Source organism: Campylobacter troglodytis (assembly GCF_006864425.1).
GTDB classification, from domain to species: Bacteria; Campylobacterota; Campylobacteria; order Campylobacterales; family Campylobacteraceae; genus Campylobacter_D; species Campylobacter_D troglodytis.
Map to the genome: position 1 here is coordinate 1 of NZ_QHLI01000006.1, position 16,268 is coordinate 16,268.

A 16,268-nucleotide genomic window follows, 5' to 3' on the forward strand; every position below is an offset into this window, starting at 1 on the left:
TAGTTATGTTTTATATTTAGTTTTTTTATGCTTAGTTCTGCCTTGCGTGAAAGCCTTGAAAAACTAAAATCGCTTTTTGAAAGCTTTATTTTAGCATATAAGCTTGTTATTTTTAGCATTTAGCAAAGATACAATAAATCATTTTGCTCTTAGATAAAACTTGTAAGCCACAAACTTATATTTGCTTGATTGATAACACACATAGCGCAAAATGCTACAAACAGCACAAATAAATCTATCCTAAATTTATACAAGCTTTGTGCGAAGTTAAAGAGCATATAAAAATAAGTTTTTGCTAAAAGGCAAAATGAAATTTGGCTTGAGAAAATAAATGAGCCTGAATTTTTGAATTTGCACAATGATGCTTAAATTTTAAGCCAAGAAAGCCTACGCACTACATTTAATAGCCAAAGAGCGTGAAAAAGCTCTAAAATGCAAGGTGAAATTAAGCTATTTTTACAATACCTCGTTCGTAACTTTGAGTAAAAAAGCCAAAAGGGTAAGGATAAAGCTTGGTGTTAAGCTAACAAAAACCTAGAGTAGTTTTTAAATTAAGCCTTAAATTTAAACGCTAAGATCTAAGTTTAATTTTTAAACAAAAATTCAAAGAAAATTCACTAATATTTTTGCTTCGCACTACTCATCATAACTACAAAGTAAAATGAGCCTTGCTAGTTTGCTTTACCAAAGTTCGTGGCACCAATAAAATTTCTTCATTTAAAAGAACTTAGATCTAATACAAAAAATTTAGGACGAAATTCTCATCAAAATTTATTAAAGCGTATAAGTCAAAAATCTGTTAAGTTGAATTGAGCCAAGATCTTGATCTAAATTTTACATTTACGTAAAGAAAAATTTTATAACAAGATTTATATAAGAACTTCTTAAAAATGATAAAAACAAGGGCTTGAATTAAGCCTCATTTGACACTATCTCAGTTTAATAAATGACTTATGAAGAATTAATAATTTAAAGACAGTTTTAAGATCGAAGTTAAAAAGCACCTTATTTTTCTAAACAAAATGCTATCTTTAATCAAATACAAATGTTTAGTTAATTTTAAATAAATGTTCTCAAAAGCTTAAATTCACAGAACCAACACAAAGTCCTAATCTCTGCTAAATTTAGTACTTATTTTTACCCCACCATTTACCGCTTCAAGCTCAAAATAATACTCCCCAGCACCCCAGCACCTACGTTCTATGATGAGTTTTTTATCCTGCCATATATATTTATTTCCTTGATGATTAAGTTCCTCATATAATTTTAAGCTTGGTGTCAAGCCCACACAAGCACATCCTGCTGAGTCATTTGGGGTATTTGAGTTATTTTCATCGAGTATGCCGTGCATTTGCACTAGCTTTTCATAGCTTTGCATTATACTTACACCCTTATCAAAGGCTACAAAAGAATCAGCATAAAGATCAAAGGCATTGCTTTGAGCCTTAAATTCAAGCCTTTGGCTCTTAGCGGCTGTGAGGGCATTTTCGCCAAGGCTTGCCGTGTTTAAAATACACAAAGAAAGCAAGATAAATTTTTTCACTGTTTTTCCTTAAAATTTAAGCTCTTTCATAAAAACTCACATACTTTTATAAAAACACACAAAAATTGAAAACTTCACAAAAAATTTTAGGTTCTTTTCAAAAAAACATTAATCTTTGTCATACTAAGTTTACACTAAGTATCTCAAAGCTAAGTTTCTCAGACAAAGCCTAGTTTCTCCTACAAACAAAGTCTCTTTCAATAAAACATAGTTTTCTTATAAAACGAAGTTTATACAATGACAAGCTTATGCGATAAATCAATGCTTTGTGGGAACTGAATTTTAATTGAATTTAAGTAAAAATTCGTGTCAAACACTATTCAAATTCACACAAAAACCTTCAAAAGCCCACACAAAAGCATCCCAAAATTCACGCACAAAGCCACGCTTAACGCAAATTTAATCCAAAGCTAAACTCGGTTTCATCTCTAAAATTTTCCAAGGAAGTCCTTGTGAATTTAACTCATCCATAAAAGGCTTTGCGTCAAATTCCTCCATATTTTTCACGCCATCTCCGCTCCAAATGCCCTTTGCAACAAGCTTTGCACCTATCATAGCAGGAACGCCTGTGGTGTAGCTAACAGCTTGTGCGCCCGTTTCTTTGTAGCATTCCTCGTGCTGGCAGACATTGTAGATATAAATTTGCTTGTCCTTGCCATCTTTTAGCCCCCTTATCACGCAGCCTATGTTGGTCTTGCCCTTTGTGCGAGGACCAAGACTAGCAGGATCAGGTAAAAGCGTCTTTAAAAACTCGATGGGAATAATTTCTACTCCCTTATGAAGCACAGGCTTAATGCCTAGCATACCGACATTTTCAAGGCATTTCATATGAGTTAGATAACTTTGCGAAAAGGTCATAAAAAAGCGAATGCGTTTAAGCCCCTTGATATTTTTCACAAGGCTTTCAAGCTCCTCGTGATAAAGCAAATAGCTATCCTTCACCCCAACTTCTGGGTAATCCCACTGCATCTTAACAGACACAGGCTCGGTTTCTATCCACTTGCCCTCTTGCCAAAAACGCCCTTTGGCACTTACCTCACGCAAATTTATCTCGGGGTTAAAATTAGTAGCAAAGGCATATCCGTGATCCCCTGCGTTGCAGTCTAAAATATCTATGAAATTTATCTCATCAAAAAGATTTTGCGCCGCATAAGCACAAAAGACATTAGTTACGCCAGGATCAAAGCCACTTCCTAAAAGCCCTAAAATGCCCTCTTTTTTGAAGGCTTCATTTTTCGCCCATTGTTCCTTATACTCAAATTTCGCCAAATCAGGGTGCTCATAATTTGCAGTGTCAATGTAGGGGATTTTAGCTTTAAGGCAAGCGTCCATCAAGGCTAAGTCTTGATAAGGCAAGGCTAAATTCAAAAGCAAATCAGCCTTTATCTTACTTGCAAATTCAGCCACAGCCTCGCTATCATCAGCATTTATTTGTGCTGTGTTTATGCTAACCCCCAAACGCTCTTTTATGAAAGCAGCTATTTCATCGCATTTGCTTTTGGTCCTACTTGCAAGGGTGATTTGCGTGAAGATATCAGCATTCATCGCGCATTTAACAGTAGCTACCCTACTAACCCCACCTGCTCCTATGATTAAAATATGACTCATCTTATGTCCTTTTTGTGAATTTATGTGAATTTTAGCAAAAATTGCTATAAAAAATTTAGCATTTTTTAAAAACTGTTGTCTATCTTGCAAGGCATCTTAAAAAACTTGTGATGCTAGGATCTTGTATAAAGCATTGCAAAACAAAGTTTTTTGCTAAAACACAACTTCTTATACAAAGAATCCTTCTTTATAAAAATAGTTCTTTTTGCTTTACGACTAAAGCCCACCTAAATTCTATTTTTCAAAATGATCAATTTGACAAGCCTATGTGAAATACTTTTTTAAAAGCCTTTTTATAACTCAGAAAGGATACTCTCAACCACTTGCCTAGGATTACTAGCCCTATAAATAGGACGTCCTATAACGATGAAATCGCTTTTATTTGCCTTGGCTGTGGCAAGATCTGCCACCCTTGCCTGATCATTTTTATCCTCATTAAAGGGACGAATGCCCGGAGTTAGGGTTATAAAGCTTGAATTTGTGGCATTTTTCACAACCAAGCTTTCATAAACAGAGCAAACAACCCCGTCAAGCCCGCTTTCATAAGCCATCTTTGACATACAAAGCACGGCTTCATTTATATTTTGTTTATAAAGGGCTTTAAATTCAGCTTCCTCAAAGCTCGTAAGTGCCGACACCGCTAACACCAAGGGTCGTTTTGAAAGGGCATTTAAGCGGCTCATCACCTCGCTCATCGCCTTTGAACCAGCACTTGCGTGTAAATTTATCATATCAACGCCGATTTTAGCAAGCTCTTCGCAAGCATCTGCCATAGTATTAGGTATGTCGTAGAGTTTTAGGTCCAAAAACACCTTAAATTCAGCTATCTTGCCAAGCTCATCAAGCAATCTTGCCCCATCTCGCAAATAGCTACGAAGTCCTATTTTTAGCCAAATATCAAGCCCTTTAAGCTTCTTTGCTAGCTCTAAGCACTCAGTGCTACTTGCCATATCAAAGGCAACGCAAAGCTTCATTTTTTCGCACCTTTCAAGGCATCAAGCACGGCATTTATGAATTTTGGGGCATTATCACTTGCTAATTCCTTTGCAAGCTCGATGGCTTCGTTGATGATGATGGCTTTTGGAGTGTCGCTGTAAAAAAACTCATAGGCACTAAGCCTTAAAATCGCCATTTCTACAATGCTTGGTCTTTGTGTCTGCTTAATAAAAGGCTGAATTTTAGCGTCTAAAAGCTCTAAATTCGTCTGCACGCCCTGATACAAAGAAAGCACAAAGTCTCTTTGAGTCCCACGCACCTTTTTGTCCTCCAAAAATTCAGCCACGCCCTCCTCGCTTTGAGCGTTAAATTCACTCGCGTAAAGCAAGGACACAGCAGCCCTTCTTGCTTGATGCCTTGTTGCCATCTTAGGCTTTTAGAGCCTGTTTGAGGCTTAAAATTTCAATGAGGCTAACCATAGCTTCAAAGCCTTTGTTTCCAGCCTTTGAGCCTGCTCGTTCAATGGCTTGCTCGATAGTATCGGTAGTTAGCACACCAAAACTCACAGGGATTTCGTGTTTAAGGGAGACATTTGCTATGCCCTTTGTTGTCTCGGCACTTACATAGTCAAAATGCGGAGTAGAGCCTCTAATTACCGCACCCACGCAGCAAATGGCGTCAAATTTGCCACTTTCTATGGCACTTTTAAGCACGAAGGGGATTTCAAATGCCCCTGGCACAAGGATTAGCGAGAGTTTATCCTCGCTTCCTCCGTGTCTTAAAAAGGCGTCTTTTGCACCCTCTGCCAAGCGGTCTGTGATGAGGTGATTAAAACGGGAGTTTATAATGGCAAATCTTTCCTTGCCACTTAATGCTAATTTTCCTTCAATGATGGTCATTTTTTGTCCTTTTGAGCGAATTTTCATTTTGCTTGAATTTTACAAAAAGTTGGCAAATTTTTAGACCCTTTAAGGCAAAACCTTGAATAATATCAAAGCTAGTTCAAGGCATTATTTACGCAATGAAAAATGTATTCTTAGTTTTTAAAGTTTTAAAAAATTTAGGTAAAGTTGAAAGCATTTTATCTTGCTTTACTTGCAACTGTGTATTAAAAGATATGGTTATTAAGGGTCCCATTAGGCTAAGAAAAATGTATATATTTTTACTCGGTGTTTTTGTAAGGCAAAATAGGCTATGCTAAACATAGGCTTTCTAAATTTAAAAGCATTAAAAGAAGAAATTTTATTCTGCACTTAAAAAAATAACATTAAGATAAAAATTTAAGACAAAATTCTCATCAAAATTTGCTGAAATTGATAAGCCAAAATCCGCTTAAATTAAATTGAGCCTAAAATTAATAAAAAAGATCTTATTGAAATATCTTGTACCACATATAAAACCCTTGCAAAGCTCTAAGAAAAACATTTCAAAGGCTATCATAAATTTAGTCTATAAAAGATTTAAGTTAGTAATATACTTTCATCGCTATAAGCTAAGTTATGTGAGCTTGGATTAAGCCTTGCAAATTTATAAAAAGATTTTTAGTTTTTATTTAAGCTAGTTTTTTCACAAAGTAGTTCATAAATTTTTTGAAAGGCTAAGATTCTTGGATGATTTTTTATCCACTCTCTTAACCCATTTTCATCTAAACTATCATCAAATGAGTAATCCTCATCTTGATAATGAAACGGTGCTTCTTCTAGCATTTTAACAAAACAATCAAAATTATCCCTCACAAAATCCAGATCCTCTTGATCTGGCTTTGCACCCTTATCAAGTAAGGTTTTAAGCTCTTTGATAAAATCCTCATTTAAAGGAAATATTATTTCTATGAAATCCTCGTTCTCATCCTCGGTTTCAATGCGTAAAATTTGCACATTTTGTATAAGCTTTTTGTAGCTTTTTTGAATCTTAGTTTTTGAAAAAAACATTTTTAAAGGCTTAGATAGTATTCAATTTGTTCTTTTTTGAGGATTTTTACAAGATTGCTTGTGCCACGAATTCCTGTTGGAAAGCCTGCTGTTAGTATGTAGGTTTTATTTAGATCCACTAGCTTTGCTTTAACAGTAGCCTTTATGGCATTTGATATAAGATCTATAAGCTCTTCGCTCTTAGCTATTAAAACCGCAGGTTCTATGCCCCAAACTATACATAAAGAATTCAACACCCTCTCGCTGTGAGCTACTGCTATGACAGGTACACTTGGTCTGTATCTAGCTATTTTAAGGGCTGACTGTCCGCTACTTGTAAGCGCAAAGATGGCCTGAGCGTTTAAATCCATAGCCAAAACCCCACTTGAGTGCATGATCTTTTCCGTGTCATTGCAAAACATAAAGCTGTCAAATTTGTTGTAAGGATAGTTTTTTTCGGTTTCTATGATGGTCTTGCTCATTATCTCAACTGCATTTGCAGGATCTATGCCAATGGCACTTTCCTCACTAAGCATAACTGCATCTGTGCCGTCTAAGACGGCATTTGCTACATCTGAGATCTCAGCCCTGGTGGCATTTTTGGTCTTTGTCAAGGAAAAAAGCATTTGAGTGGCAGTGATTACGGGCTTACTTGCTGAGTTTGCCTTGTGAATGATCTGCTTTTGTATATTTGGCACCTTATAATAAGGAACCTCTATACCTAAATCCCCCCTTGCTACCATTATACCATCGCTTGATGCTATAATCTCGTCTATGTTCTCCACAGCGTCAAATTTTTCAATCTTAGCAAAAATAGCAATCTCAGCCTCATTTTCAGCTAAAATTTTACGAACCTCAGCTATGTCGTGGGCATTTTGCACGAAGGATATGGCTAAAAAATCCACCTCATTTTCTATGCCCCAAAGTAGATCGTCTTTATCTTTTTGAGTAATAACATCTATATTTATCCTTGTGTTTGGAAAATTCACGCCCTTGTTTGAATTTAAAAAGCCATCATTTTGCACAACTGTTTTAATGATACTCGCACTAGTTTCAAGCACTTGCACTGAGATGCTTCCATCATAAAGATAAATTAGTTCATCTTTTTTAAGCATATCTAGGATTTCAGGATGATTTATGCTAAGCTTGTAATGATCCTCACTAAGCCTTTCTCCTATAATCTTTTCCTTATAAAAATCTATCCTATCTCCGCTTTTTAGCTCAAAGGGTTCTTTTAGCTCTGTGGTTCTTATTTTGGGTCCGCTTATATCTTGCAAGATACCAACTCTGACATTAAGCTCTCTTGCTACCTTGCGTATGCTTTGTAAATTTTTTTTGTGATACTCGTGTGAGCCATGGGAAAAATTCAAGCGAAAAACATTTGCACCGCTTTTCACCATAGCTCTTAAAACACTCTCATCCTCGCTTGCTGGTCCTACTGTGGCTACAATCTTTGTTCTTTTAAGCATTTTTTCCCTTTTTTAAGGGACATTTTAGCAAAATTTGGAAACAAAAAAAATACAAGCTACATCAACTCCTCGTAGAATTTATCCTCGTCAAATTTCACGCCTAAATACTTACAAATCTTTCTAGCATCTCTTCTTGCATTACCCAAACAGCTTGTAGCACCAGGACTTGGGGTCATATTAAAGATAATCCCATCTATTTCATTTATACTAGCCTCGCCTAGCATAATCTCTCCTTTTATCTTATCTATAACCTGAGGACGAACGCCGCCAAAGCCCTTGGCGTACTCTATATCACTGGCTTTTAGGCTAGGGACGATCTTTCGGACATTTTTTACAAAAAAGATTCTGTTAAAATATGGAATTTCAAAAAGATAGTTTGAAAGTATGTATTTTCCAACTGTTTCATCCTTCATCATACCAAATGTGATCTTGGCTATCTTGCTGTCAAATTTTAAGGTATAAAAAAACTCAGGCACAGATTTAAGTCCGTGATACCTTTCTAGTTTAGGTATAACAAGTGCTGTTGGACCAAAGCGCGTATTCATATCTAAGAGCATATCAGGATCTCCATGCAGTGCTGCGAAGGGAAGCTTTGGATTTTGCACTGTGTAAATTTTGCCACGAAGTAGCTTTTTCTTAGTCATATAAAAGCTACCAGCCACAGGCCAACAAGACTTATCAAGCCCTACTCCCATCTTGTGAGCTAGGTAAAGTGAGTGTGCTCCAGCATTTACAACAACAGCCTTTGCTACAAATTCCTCATAGCTTTTTGTGTAGATATGAAAGGCACCGTCTTTTTGTTCTATCTTATTTACCTCTTGATTATAGGTTACGAAGGTATTTTTGTTCTCCTTCATAGCATCTTCTATTAAACTCTCGCTCATCTTGCCAAAATCAACCGTAGTGTAGCTATCTCCCTCTAAGGCTCCCATAGCTACTACATTCTCAGATCTATCACCAGTGCCATCCTTGCTTAAAACAACCTTTGGTTCAAGCTCTTTGATTCTATGTTTATCAAAATACTGCAAGTAAGGATAAAGCTCCTTAAACTGCTCAAACCTACCCTTCATATACTCACACTCCTCATCCCCAACAGCCAAAGCCATCTTTTGATGAGAGTATACAAAGGTATTGCCCTCCTCTTTTTTAGCCACTGCATATCTAGCTACCATATCTGCATTAGGCTTTACCTTTCTTGCCTTTTCTATGGTGTAATTTGTCTCTATGTCGCCGCAGTGTATGGTTTGAGAATTGCTACTTGCACGAGAGTTAAGCGTAGCCGGTCCGTGATACTTTTCAATCAAGGCTATATTTTTAAGATCCGTATACCTTGCTAGCTCATAAAATAAAGCCGCACCCGAGATGCCAGCACCAATTACAACAACATCAAATTCCTTCATTTCTTCTCCTTAATCAAGTTTCAATCAGCTAAATAAAAGTTGTGAATTTTCCTCTATGATCTTCTTCATACCTCTAAAAACAAGAAGCTTATCATAAATAGCCCTATCAAAAAAATTTGCCAAAAACTGCCCATCCCCACCGGTAAAATAAAGCTTTCTATTTCTAGCAGCATTGTCAATAAGCAAATAAATTCCCTTAAAGGTGCCATAGCTTACAGCATCAACAGTTCTTTGAGGCAAGGCATCAAGGCTTATTTGGGTATTAAATTCACATTTTAATCTAAGAGAGATCTCAGCATAGGTTTTTCTATAATGAGCAAGCCCTGGCAAGATAAAGCCTCCAAGGTGCATATGATTTGAGATAACATCTACGCTAATGGCACTTCCTGCATCCACAACAACCCCATCAGCCACAGTATAGCAAGCTGCTACTCTATCAATGCCAAGACCTGAGTAAATGGTATCAAATTGAAAATAAGGCTCTAAATTTATGAAATTTCTTTTTGCAGCTGTGTGTTCTTTTAAGCCCTCATTTACGCTTATGTAAAAGATCTTTTCTTCGCTTTGAAAGCCTAAAAATTCTTCTACATTCATTGAGCTAAATTTTTGATCCTCCAAAAAATTAATACTAGAATTTCCTATATCACATAAAATCATAATAGTTTAATCCATCTTAGAGCCTTCACAGTTAAACCCTACTATAATAAATTCAAAATCTTATTAGAATAATAAAACTTACCTTCTTGCATAAAGGATTTTTCATTTACAGCGCCTTTGAGCCTAAAAACCTGTATCTTTTCTAAATTTAAATCACTTTTAATCAAATACCCAGTTTTTTCAAACACATATAAGTTTCCATCATAAACAGTGCTATCATTATATATTGCAAATTTAAATTTTCTTTCAGTTAGCTTATTTAAATTTAAATTTGTTTTGATAATGTTACCATTCTTAGCAAAAATAAAGATAAAATTATCAGCTAGGATCACAGTTCTAAGATCCTCATTCAAAGAAAAGGTCTCAGTAGGATTTACCACTACTATCTTCTTGCTAGTAGCTGCTATCATAGTATCTTCAATCACATCAAGATAGATGATATTATTAAAAAATTCCTCGCTTGAAACAAGCACATCTTTGATTATCCTTTGGCTTTGCCTATTTACTATAAGTAACTTTCCATCTAAACTTGGATAAACGATAATGCTTTCAAAAAAATGAGGAGAGGCTACCCTACTATCTTGGGCTGGTGCAGCAGCAAGGGTTTGGCTAAATTTAATGCCTAGGCTTCTATTTGCTAAGATGATAGTGTTATCAGCCAAAACAAGGGCCAAATCATCCCCACTTAAGGCAACGCTTAAAACAGCAGCGTCAAATTTATAAGAATAAAGCTCCTCGTTTTGAGTATCTAAGATCCTTAAATTTCCTTCCCTATCAGCTATTACAAACTCGTCTGCTTCGTGCCTTAAAAGCATCCAGCCCTTAGGCAAAGAAAAATTCTCAATCACCCCTAAGCCATCTAAAACCTGTCTATTTTTAAGCCTTGCGTAATTTAAATTTGTATCAATGATACCGGCTTTTAATTTTTTATCATAGCTTAATTTACCCTCTATCCTTTCAGGCTCAAAATACTGCCTCTTGGTCCCACAGCCAGCAAAGAGCAAAAGACACACAAAAAAAGTAAAAAGCCTTATCATTTAATGCCCTTATAATGCTTGAAATTATTGACTAGATCTTTAAGCTCAGAATTAAGAGGAATTTGAGCTAAGATTAGATCAGCCTCCTCGATCTTACCCTCCTTTAAAAGCTCATAAGCCTCCAAAATAAGCTTATACTCCTTTAAAAATTTAGAATCAGCCATAAAATTTGCATTTAATATCTCCTTAACCAAGGGATCAAGCTTTAAATTTAAGGCCTCTTGCAAGGCATTTGAATCCTCCAAAGACATCAAAAAGATGACATATAAGTTTGGATTATTTTTTTTAAGAAGCTCTAAATTCTCGCTATTGGTTGGATTATCAATTAGGCTCATAAAAAGATCATTATTCTTTGACACAGCAGCACTTTTAAAGGCACTACTTGCATAATAATAAATAATAAAAATTAAAAAAATGCCAAGCAAGGAAAGGATGATAAATTTGTATTTTCTAAAAAATCTTTCTCCTTTTATAAAATTTTCTATCATTTGCTCCTCAGCTCCTAAGCGGCTTTTAACAGCTTGTAGATTATCTTTTAAACTCATTGTCTATCCTTAAAATCAAATGGCTTATTGTAACATTAAAAAATTACAAATAATTTAAAAAATGATAATTTTATGTTATAATGATTTTTGAAATTTCAAAGAGGATAAACTGAGAAAATGAAGATCGACGGTGAATTATTAAACAAATTAGAAAAATTAAGTGCTATAATTATCCAAGATGACAAAAGGGCTCAGATTAAGGATCAGCTTAGTGAGATCGTGGGCTTTGTTGAGGTGCTAAATGAGCTTGATCTTAAAGAGCTTAAAGCAAATTTAGAGACAAAAAAGCTTCCTTTTAGAAAGGATGAGCCTAAAAGCTCTGAGGTAATCGAGGCTCTTTTAAAGCACTCTCCTGCTCAAAAGGAGCATTTTTTTTTGGTGCCAAAGATTATAGAGTAAGGAAGAGATGATGAATCTTTATTGGTTTGACATACTAATACTTGCCTTTACCTTTCTTTTAGGTTTAAGGGGCATAATCAGCGGACTTGTGAAGGAAGTTTTTGGGCTTTTGGGCATCATAGGTGGTGTCTTACTTGCTTCTAGATATTCTCAAACAGTAGGTCAGCTTATAGATAGTAAAATTTATAAGATCGCAAACGATGATCTTATGCTCTTTGCTGGCTTTCTTGTAATCCTAATCATCTTTTGGATACTTTGCTTACTTATGGGGCTTTTATTATCAAAGCTAGTTACTATGAGTGGGCTTGGCTTTTTAAACCGCTTGGGTGGCTTTTTGTTTGGATGTGCTAAGATCTTTTTAATCTTTGCCATACTCATCTTTTGCATAGGAAGATTTAGCTATTTTGACGAGCAGCTTGATAAATACACCCAAGGAAGCTTCATCTTACCCACACTCAAAAAGGCAGGTGCCTTTATAATGAATAACCCCTCAGTTAAAAAGGGCATAGATGAGACCATAAATAGCTTTGATCTAGAAAGCAAAGAGCTAGAAAACACAGCTGAAAACAACACTACACACTAAAAGGAGAAAAAATGTTTATAGAAAATATGGAGTATGATGTGCTTTTGGAGAAATTTAAGAAAATTCTCAAAGAAAGCGGACTTAAATACACAAGACAAAGGGAGGTTGTGCTTAAAATACTCTATCATAGCGATATGCACTATACCCCAGAAGCCTTGTATTTGGAAGTTAAAAAAAGAGAACCCGATTTAAATATAGGCATAGCCACAGTTTATCGAACCTTGAATTTGCTTGAAGAATCAGAAATGGTAACATCTCTTAGCTTTGGAGCTGCTGGGAAAAAATTTGAGCTTGCAAACAAGCCTCACCACGACCACTTGATTTGTAAAAACTGCGGCAAGATCGTTGAATTTGAAAACTCCATAGTAGAAAGACAACAAGCCCTAATCGCAAAGGAACATAAATTCAAGCTCACAGGACATTTGATGCAACTTTATGGCATTTGCGAAACTTGCAACAACCAAGGCAAAGTGAAATTTTAATGTTTCAAAGCCAGCTCGAACAGCAAAAAATCATTAAGGCGAACGAATTTCGCAGTGCCGGAATCAACCCTTATCCGCATTTTTTAAGCAAGGAAATAAGCATTGCCAAATTTCGCGAAAAATTCAGCTATATAAAAGACAGCGAAATAAAACGCGATGAAAGCGTGAATTTAAGCCTAGCAGGACGGCTTAAACTGCTTAGGGTGGCTGGCAAATCGACCTTTGCAAATATCGAGGATGAAAGCGGCTCACTTCAAATCTATTTTAACAAAGACGCGCTCGGAGATGAATTTTACACGCTCGTTAAAAAGAATTTAGAAGTTGGCGACATAGTTTTAGCAATAGGCTATCCTTTCGTAACGAACACAGGCGAATTTAGCCTGCATTTAAGGGAGTTAAAACTTGCTGCAAAGGCTATCACGCCTTTGCCTGAGAAGTTTCACGGGCTTAGCGACATTGAGACAAGATACCGCAAAAGATATTTAGATATGATTATGAATGGCGACATTCGCCGCGATTTTGCCTTGCGTTCGCGTATAGTAAGCCTTGTGCGTAAATTTTTTGAAGACAAAGGCTTTTTAGAAGTGGAAACGCCTATGATGCACCCCATTGCAGGTGGTGCAAACGCAAAGCCTTTCATCACTCATCACAATGCACTTGGGGTTGATAGATATTTGCGAATCGCCCCTGAGCTTCATTTAAAGCGTCTCATCGTAGGGGGCTTTGAGGCTGTTTTTGAGATAAATCGCTGCTTTCGCAACGAGGGTATGGATTTGACGCATAACCCTGAATTTACCACGATTGAGTTTTACTGGGCTTATCATAATTATAAGGATTTAATGGATTTAACGGAGAATTTATTACAAATTCTGCTTAAAGAGCTGAATTTAGGGCAGATTTTGGAATTTGATGGGCTTAAAATCGATTTTTCAAAGCCATTTGAGCGAATTTCTTATCAAAATGCCTTGATTAAGTATGGCAATTTAGATGAAAATTTGATAAATGACAAAGAAAGGATTTTAGCAAAATTAAAAAGCGAGGGCGTTGAGGTGAATGAAAGCCTTGATTTAGGGCATTTACAAGCCGAGCTTTTTGACACATTCGTGGAGGATAAGCTAGTTAATCCCACCTTTATCACGGATTTTCCCATTTCAATTAGCCCACTTTCACGCAGAAGCGAGGCAAATGCTGAAATAGCCGAAAGGTTTGAGCTTTTCATAGCTGGCAAAGAGCTAGCAAATGGCTTTAATGAGCTAAACGACCCACTGGATCAATATGAGCGTTTTAAAAAGCAAGTGGAGGCAAAGCGTGCTGGCGATGAGGAAGCTTGCGAGATGGATGAGGACTTTGTAAATGCCCTTGCCTACGCGATGCCACCAACAGCAGGCGAGGGCATAGGCATAGATAGGCTTGTGATGCTACTTTTGGGTAAAAAATCCATTCGCGATGTGATTTTATTCCCAGCTATGCGCCCTTTAAAGAGCGAGCAAGGCGAAAATTCAGCAAAAGCCTTGAATTTCAATGAGAATTTAAGTGAGAATTCAGCAAAAAATTCAAGCAAAAACGAAAATTTTAAAGAAAATTTGGCACAAAAAAAGGAGTAAAAATGAGTTTAGAAAACTTTGATAAAGAAATTTATGAGTTAACAAACAAAGAGTGGCAAAGGCAGTGTAATTACCTAGAAATGATAGCTAGCGAGAATTTTACCCTACCCGAAGTTATGGAGGTAGCAGGTTCTGTGCTTACAAATAAATATGCCGAGGGCTATCCGCAAAAAAGATATTATGGAGGCTGTGAATTTGTCGATGAGATAGAAAGCCTTGCCATTGAGCGTTGCAAGAAATTATTTGAGTGCAAGTTCGCAAATGTGCAACCAAATTCAGGCTCGCAGGCAAATCAAGGCGTTTATATGGCTTTGCTAAATAGGGGCGATAAGATTTTGGGTATGGATTTAAGCAACGGCGGACACCTAACCCACGGCGCAAAGGTAAATGCCTCGGGCAAGATTTATGAGAGCTTTTCTTATGGGGTAGAGCTTGATGGGCGTATAAATTACGAAAAGGTGCGTGAAATCGCACATATAGTAAAGCCCAAAATGATAGTATGTGGGGCAAGTGCTTATGCGAGAATAATAGACTTTGCCAAATTTAGAGAAATCGCAGATGAGGTGGGCGCTTACTTGTTTGCCGACATAGCCCATATAGCAGGGCTTGTAGCGGGCGGGGTGCATCCAAGTCCTTTTCCACACGCTCACATTGTAAGCTCGACAACGCATAAAACCTTGAGGGGACCTCGTGGGGGCATTATAATGACCAATGATGAGGAAATTGCTAAAAAGATAAACTCAGCCATTTTTCCTGGAATTCAAGGCGGACCCCTAATGCACATCATCGCGGCAAAGGCGGTTGGCTTTAAGTATAATCTAAGCGAGGAATGGAAAAGCTATGCTACGCAGGTTGTTAAAAACGCTCAAAGCCTTGCTAAAACGCTAATTTCAAGGGGCTATAAGCTAGTAAGCGAAGGCACGGATAATCATTTGGTTTTAATGAGCTTTTTAGATAAAGAATTTAGCGGAAAAGAAGCGGATTTGGCACTTGAAAATGCGGGCATTACGGCAAATAAAAACACGGTGCCGGGCGAAACCCGCTCTCCCTTTGTAACAAGCGGATTAAGGCTTGGCACTCCAGCCCTTACTGCAAGGGGCTTTAAGGAAAAAGAGCTTGAATTTGTGGCACATAAAATCGCAAATGTTTTGGACGACATAAAAAATGAAAATTTGCAAAGTGAAATAAAAGCCGAGCTTAAAGAGCTTGCAAGCAAATTTATCATCTATGAAAGGGCTATGTTTTGAGGGTTTTGGCTTTAAATTTTTATTTTAAGTTTTTGTTAAAATTCATAAGTTTGCCCAATTTAAATAATAGATCTTTGGTGAAATTTAAAAATTACACAAGGCTTCAAAAGAATGAGGTGTTTTTGAATTTTATAAACAAGAAAGACAAAAAAATAGCCACATTTTTAAGAACATTAAACAATCAGTTTTGTTGTGAATTTATGCAAAACATAAATTCAGCCACAAAAATCTTGCACAAGGTAAGATATTTTAAAGCTTATAATATTTTAAACAAGATAAAAGGATTTAGTTTTGATACCGTCTAACGAGCTTGCACTTATTAAAATGGTGAGCGATCATTATTACATCAAAAAAGATAAGATAGTAAATAAATTTACTTATAGAGGAAGGTATTTTTTTGATCGCTTTGAAAGGGTTAGTGCCACCTTGAATTCTATGCTAATTAGAGATCATTTTGATCGCAAGATCATTATAGCCCACGATCTGCTTGGAAGAAACGGCATAGTTGAGAACATAGTTTTTGATTATAATGGCTTTAATGCCGATAGATTTTGGCACAGAGCCCAGCTTGTTTTAAGAGAAGAGGGCTTTATGAATTTTACTGCTTACAAGACAAAAACAAGGGGACATTTGCACCTCTACATACACAAGGGACATACCACCTTCAACGAAGGCTGTCAGCTTGCAAGTAAGCTGTCTATGCTCTTTGCTAGCAAGATGCCTGTTGAGTGGAGAGCCTTTCCTACCATTAATTTACCAAAAGAGTATAACATAATGGCACTTCCTTATGAGGTTTTCAAAAAAGAACGAGGCTCAGCTTGGTCTAAGCATATGTAAAAGGAGAGAGG

19 protein-coding genes and 1 pseudogene are annotated in these 16,268 nt (G+C 36.5%); 9 read left to right on the plus strand and 11 right to left on the minus strand.

The features are described 5' to 3' along the window. Positions 1 to 1,108 precede the first annotated feature (1,108 nt). The 5 genes from DMC01_RS02265 to ribH all read right to left on the minus strand — a co-directional run bounded on the left by DMC01_RS02265 (position 1,109) and on the right by ribH (position 4,986). A complete protein-coding gene (locus tag DMC01_RS02265; protein ID WP_142692676.1) occupies positions 1,109 to 1,543 on the minus strand; it encodes a hypothetical protein in 435 nt (144 codons plus the stop codon). 399 nt (positions 1,544 to 1,942) lie between these two features. Beyond that, complete coding sequence (locus DMC01_RS02270; RefSeq protein ID WP_142692677.1) at positions 1,943 to 3,151, minus strand: saccharopine dehydrogenase family protein; 1,209 nt, start codon at positions 3,149 to 3,151, stop codon at positions 1,943 to 1,945. A 293-nt stretch (positions 3,152 to 3,444) separates the two neighbouring features. Next, positions 3,445 to 4,125: an orotidine-5'-phosphate decarboxylase gene (gene pyrF, locus DMC01_RS02275; RefSeq protein ID WP_142692678.1), complete on the minus strand. Its 681-nt coding sequence runs from the start codon at positions 4,123 to 4,125 to the stop codon at positions 3,445 to 3,447. After that, entirely contained in the window at positions 4,122 to 4,514 is a 393-nt protein-coding gene (gene nusB, locus DMC01_RS02280) for a transcription antitermination factor NusB (RefSeq protein ID WP_142692679.1), read from the minus strand. The genes pyrF and nusB overlap by 4 nt, the downstream gene beginning before the upstream one ends. Before the next feature lies 1 nt (position 4,515). Beyond that, the gene (ribH, locus tag DMC01_RS02285) at positions 4,516 to 4,986 is read right to left on the minus strand and encodes a 6,7-dimethyl-8-ribityllumazine synthase (RefSeq protein ID WP_142692680.1); all 471 of its coding nucleotides are present in this window, start codon (positions 4,984 to 4,986) and stop codon (positions 4,516 to 4,518) included. Between the two features lie 291 nt (positions 4,987 to 5,277). Between ribH and DMC01_RS14705 the strand changes: the two are divergent. Both DMC01_RS14705 and DMC01_RS13110 read left to right on the plus strand, forming a co-directional pair. Then, positions 5,278 to 5,433 (plus strand): annotated as a pseudogene (locus tag DMC01_RS14705) (IS1595 family transposase); the annotation flags it as partial. Between the two features lie 26 nt (positions 5,434 to 5,459). Then, entirely contained in the window at positions 5,460 to 5,603 is a 144-nt protein-coding gene (locus tag DMC01_RS13110; protein ID WP_185908619.1) for a hypothetical protein, read from the plus strand. A gap of 25 nt (positions 5,604 to 5,628) precedes the next feature. Here DMC01_RS13110 and DMC01_RS02290 read toward each other — a convergent pair whose 3' ends face one another. From DMC01_RS02290 to DMC01_RS02315, 6 genes are read right to left on the minus strand one after another with little or no spacing between them, the layout of a single operon-like run. Then, positions 5,629 to 6,018, minus strand: coding sequence for a hypothetical protein (locus DMC01_RS02290; protein ID WP_142692681.1), 390 nt, complete (start codon positions 6,016 to 6,018; stop codon positions 5,629 to 5,631). Between the two features lie 2 nt (positions 6,019 to 6,020). Next, positions 6,021 to 7,466 (minus strand): pyruvate kinase, encoded by a 1,446-nt coding sequence (gene pyk, locus DMC01_RS02295; RefSeq protein ID WP_142692682.1) that lies wholly within the window; start codon positions 7,464 to 7,466, stop codon positions 6,021 to 6,023. 56 nt (positions 7,467 to 7,522) lie between these two features. Further along, the gene (locus DMC01_RS02300) at positions 7,523 to 8,866 is read right to left on the minus strand and encodes an FAD-dependent oxidoreductase (RefSeq protein WP_142692683.1); all 1,344 of its coding nucleotides are present in this window, start codon (positions 8,864 to 8,866) and stop codon (positions 7,523 to 7,525) included. Positions 8,867 to 8,890: 24 nt separating this feature from the next. Next, positions 8,891 to 9,523 (minus strand): type III pantothenate kinase, encoded by a 633-nt coding sequence (locus tag DMC01_RS02305; RefSeq protein ID WP_142692684.1) that lies wholly within the window; start codon positions 9,521 to 9,523, stop codon positions 8,891 to 8,893. A 41-nt stretch (positions 9,524 to 9,564) separates the two neighbouring features. Beyond that, positions 9,565 to 10,560 carry a hypothetical protein gene (locus DMC01_RS02310; protein ID WP_142692685.1) on the minus strand — a complete coding sequence of 332 codons (996 nt, stop codon included), beginning with the start codon at positions 10,558 to 10,560 and terminating at the stop codon, positions 9,565 to 9,567. After that, positions 10,557 to 11,105, minus strand: a complete 549-nt coding sequence (locus tag DMC01_RS02315; RefSeq protein ID WP_142692686.1) for a hypothetical protein — start codon at positions 11,103 to 11,105, stop codon at positions 10,557 to 10,559. Before DMC01_RS02315 ends, DMC01_RS02310 begins: the two co-directional genes overlap by 4 nt. Before the next feature lie 117 nt (positions 11,106 to 11,222). Here DMC01_RS02315 and gatC point away from each other — a divergent pair, with 117 nt between their 5' ends. Genes gatC through DMC01_RS02350 form a run of 7 tightly spaced genes read left to right on the plus strand, consistent with a single transcriptional unit; the run spans position 11,223 to position 16,257 of the window. Continuing rightward, positions 11,223 to 11,504, plus strand: a complete 282-nt coding sequence (gene gatC / locus DMC01_RS02320) for an Asp-tRNA(Asn)/Glu-tRNA(Gln) amidotransferase subunit GatC (RefSeq protein WP_142692687.1) — start codon at positions 11,223 to 11,225, stop codon at positions 11,502 to 11,504. Positions 11,505 to 11,514: 10 nt separating this feature from the next. Then, the gene (locus DMC01_RS02325; protein WP_142692688.1) at positions 11,515 to 12,087 is read left to right on the plus strand and encodes a CvpA family protein; all 573 of its coding nucleotides are present in this window, start codon (positions 11,515 to 11,517) and stop codon (positions 12,085 to 12,087) included. An 11-nt stretch (positions 12,088 to 12,098) separates the two neighbouring features. After that, entirely contained in the window at positions 12,099 to 12,569 is a 471-nt protein-coding gene (locus tag DMC01_RS02330) for a Fur family transcriptional regulator (protein ID WP_142692689.1), read from the plus strand. Then, positions 12,569 to 14,173: a lysine--tRNA ligase gene (gene lysS, locus DMC01_RS02335; RefSeq protein ID WP_142692690.1), complete on the plus strand. Its 1,605-nt coding sequence runs from the start codon at positions 12,569 to 12,571 to the stop codon at positions 14,171 to 14,173. The genes DMC01_RS02330 and lysS overlap by 1 nt, the downstream gene beginning before the upstream one ends. 2 nt (positions 14,174 to 14,175) lie before the next feature. Then, on the plus strand, positions 14,176 to 15,420 hold the full coding sequence (locus DMC01_RS02340) for a serine hydroxymethyltransferase (RefSeq protein ID WP_142692691.1): 1,245 nt from the start codon (positions 14,176 to 14,178) through the stop codon (positions 15,418 to 15,420). Next, positions 15,417 to 15,725: a hypothetical protein gene (locus tag DMC01_RS02345; protein ID WP_142692692.1), complete on the plus strand. Its 309-nt coding sequence runs from the start codon at positions 15,417 to 15,419 to the stop codon at positions 15,723 to 15,725. Before DMC01_RS02340 ends, DMC01_RS02345 begins: the two co-directional genes overlap by 4 nt. Next, entirely contained in the window at positions 15,712 to 16,257 is a 546-nt protein-coding gene (locus tag DMC01_RS02350) for a DUF1882 domain-containing protein (RefSeq protein WP_142692693.1), read from the plus strand. The genes DMC01_RS02345 and DMC01_RS02350 overlap by 14 nt, the downstream gene beginning before the upstream one ends. The last annotated feature ends 11 nt before the right edge of the window (positions 16,258 to 16,268 follow it).

Excerpts from the sequence above, each read along its gene's own strand:
- ribH (WP_142692680.1), bottom strand. The coding sequence starts at position 4,986 with ATGACCATCATTGAAGGAAAATTAGCATTAAGTGGCAAGGAAAGATTT.
- DMC01_RS02300 (WP_142692683.1), bottom strand. The coding sequence starts at position 8,866 with ATGAAGGAATTTGATGTTGTTGTAATTGGTGCTGGCATCTCGGGTGCG.
- DMC01_RS02325 (WP_142692688.1), top strand. The coding sequence starts at position 11,515 with ATGAATCTTTATTGGTTTGACATACTAATACTTGCCTTTACCTTTCTT.
- gatC (WP_142692687.1), top strand. The coding sequence starts at position 11,223 with ATGAAGATCGACGGTGAATTATTAAACAAATTAGAAAAATTAAGTGCT.
- DMC01_RS02315 (WP_142692686.1), bottom strand. The coding sequence starts at position 11,105 with ATGAGTTTAAAAGATAATCTACAAGCTGTTAAAAGCCGCTTAGGAGCT.
- DMC01_RS02270 (WP_142692677.1), bottom strand. The coding sequence starts at position 3,151 with ATGAGTCATATTTTAATCATAGGAGCAGGTGGGGTTAGTAGGGTAGCT.
- lysS (WP_142692690.1), top strand. The coding sequence starts at position 12,569 with ATGTTTCAAAGCCAGCTCGAACAGCAAAAAATCATTAAGGCGAACGAA.
- DMC01_RS02310 (WP_142692685.1), bottom strand. The coding sequence starts at position 10,560 with ATGATAAGGCTTTTTACTTTTTTTGTGTGTCTTTTGCTCTTTGCTGGC.
- nusB (WP_142692679.1), bottom strand. The coding sequence starts at position 4,514 with ATGGCAACAAGGCATCAAGCAAGAAGGGCTGCTGTGTCCTTGCTTTAC.
- DMC01_RS02290 (WP_142692681.1), bottom strand. The coding sequence starts at position 6,018 with ATGTTTTTTTCAAAAACTAAGATTCAAAAAAGCTACAAAAAGCTTATA.
- pyk (WP_142692682.1), bottom strand. The coding sequence starts at position 7,466 with ATGCTTAAAAGAACAAAGATTGTAGCCACAGTAGGACCAGCAAGCGAG.
- DMC01_RS02340 (WP_142692691.1), top strand. The coding sequence starts at position 14,176 with ATGAGTTTAGAAAACTTTGATAAAGAAATTTATGAGTTAACAAACAAA.
- DMC01_RS02305 (WP_142692684.1), bottom strand. The coding sequence starts at position 9,523 with ATGATTTTATGTGATATAGGAAATTCTAGTATTAATTTTTTGGAGGAT.
- DMC01_RS02330 (WP_142692689.1), top strand. The coding sequence starts at position 12,099 with ATGTTTATAGAAAATATGGAGTATGATGTGCTTTTGGAGAAATTTAAG.
- pyrF (WP_142692678.1), bottom strand. The coding sequence starts at position 4,125 with ATGAAGCTTTGCGTTGCCTTTGATATGGCAAGTAGCACTGAGTGCTTA.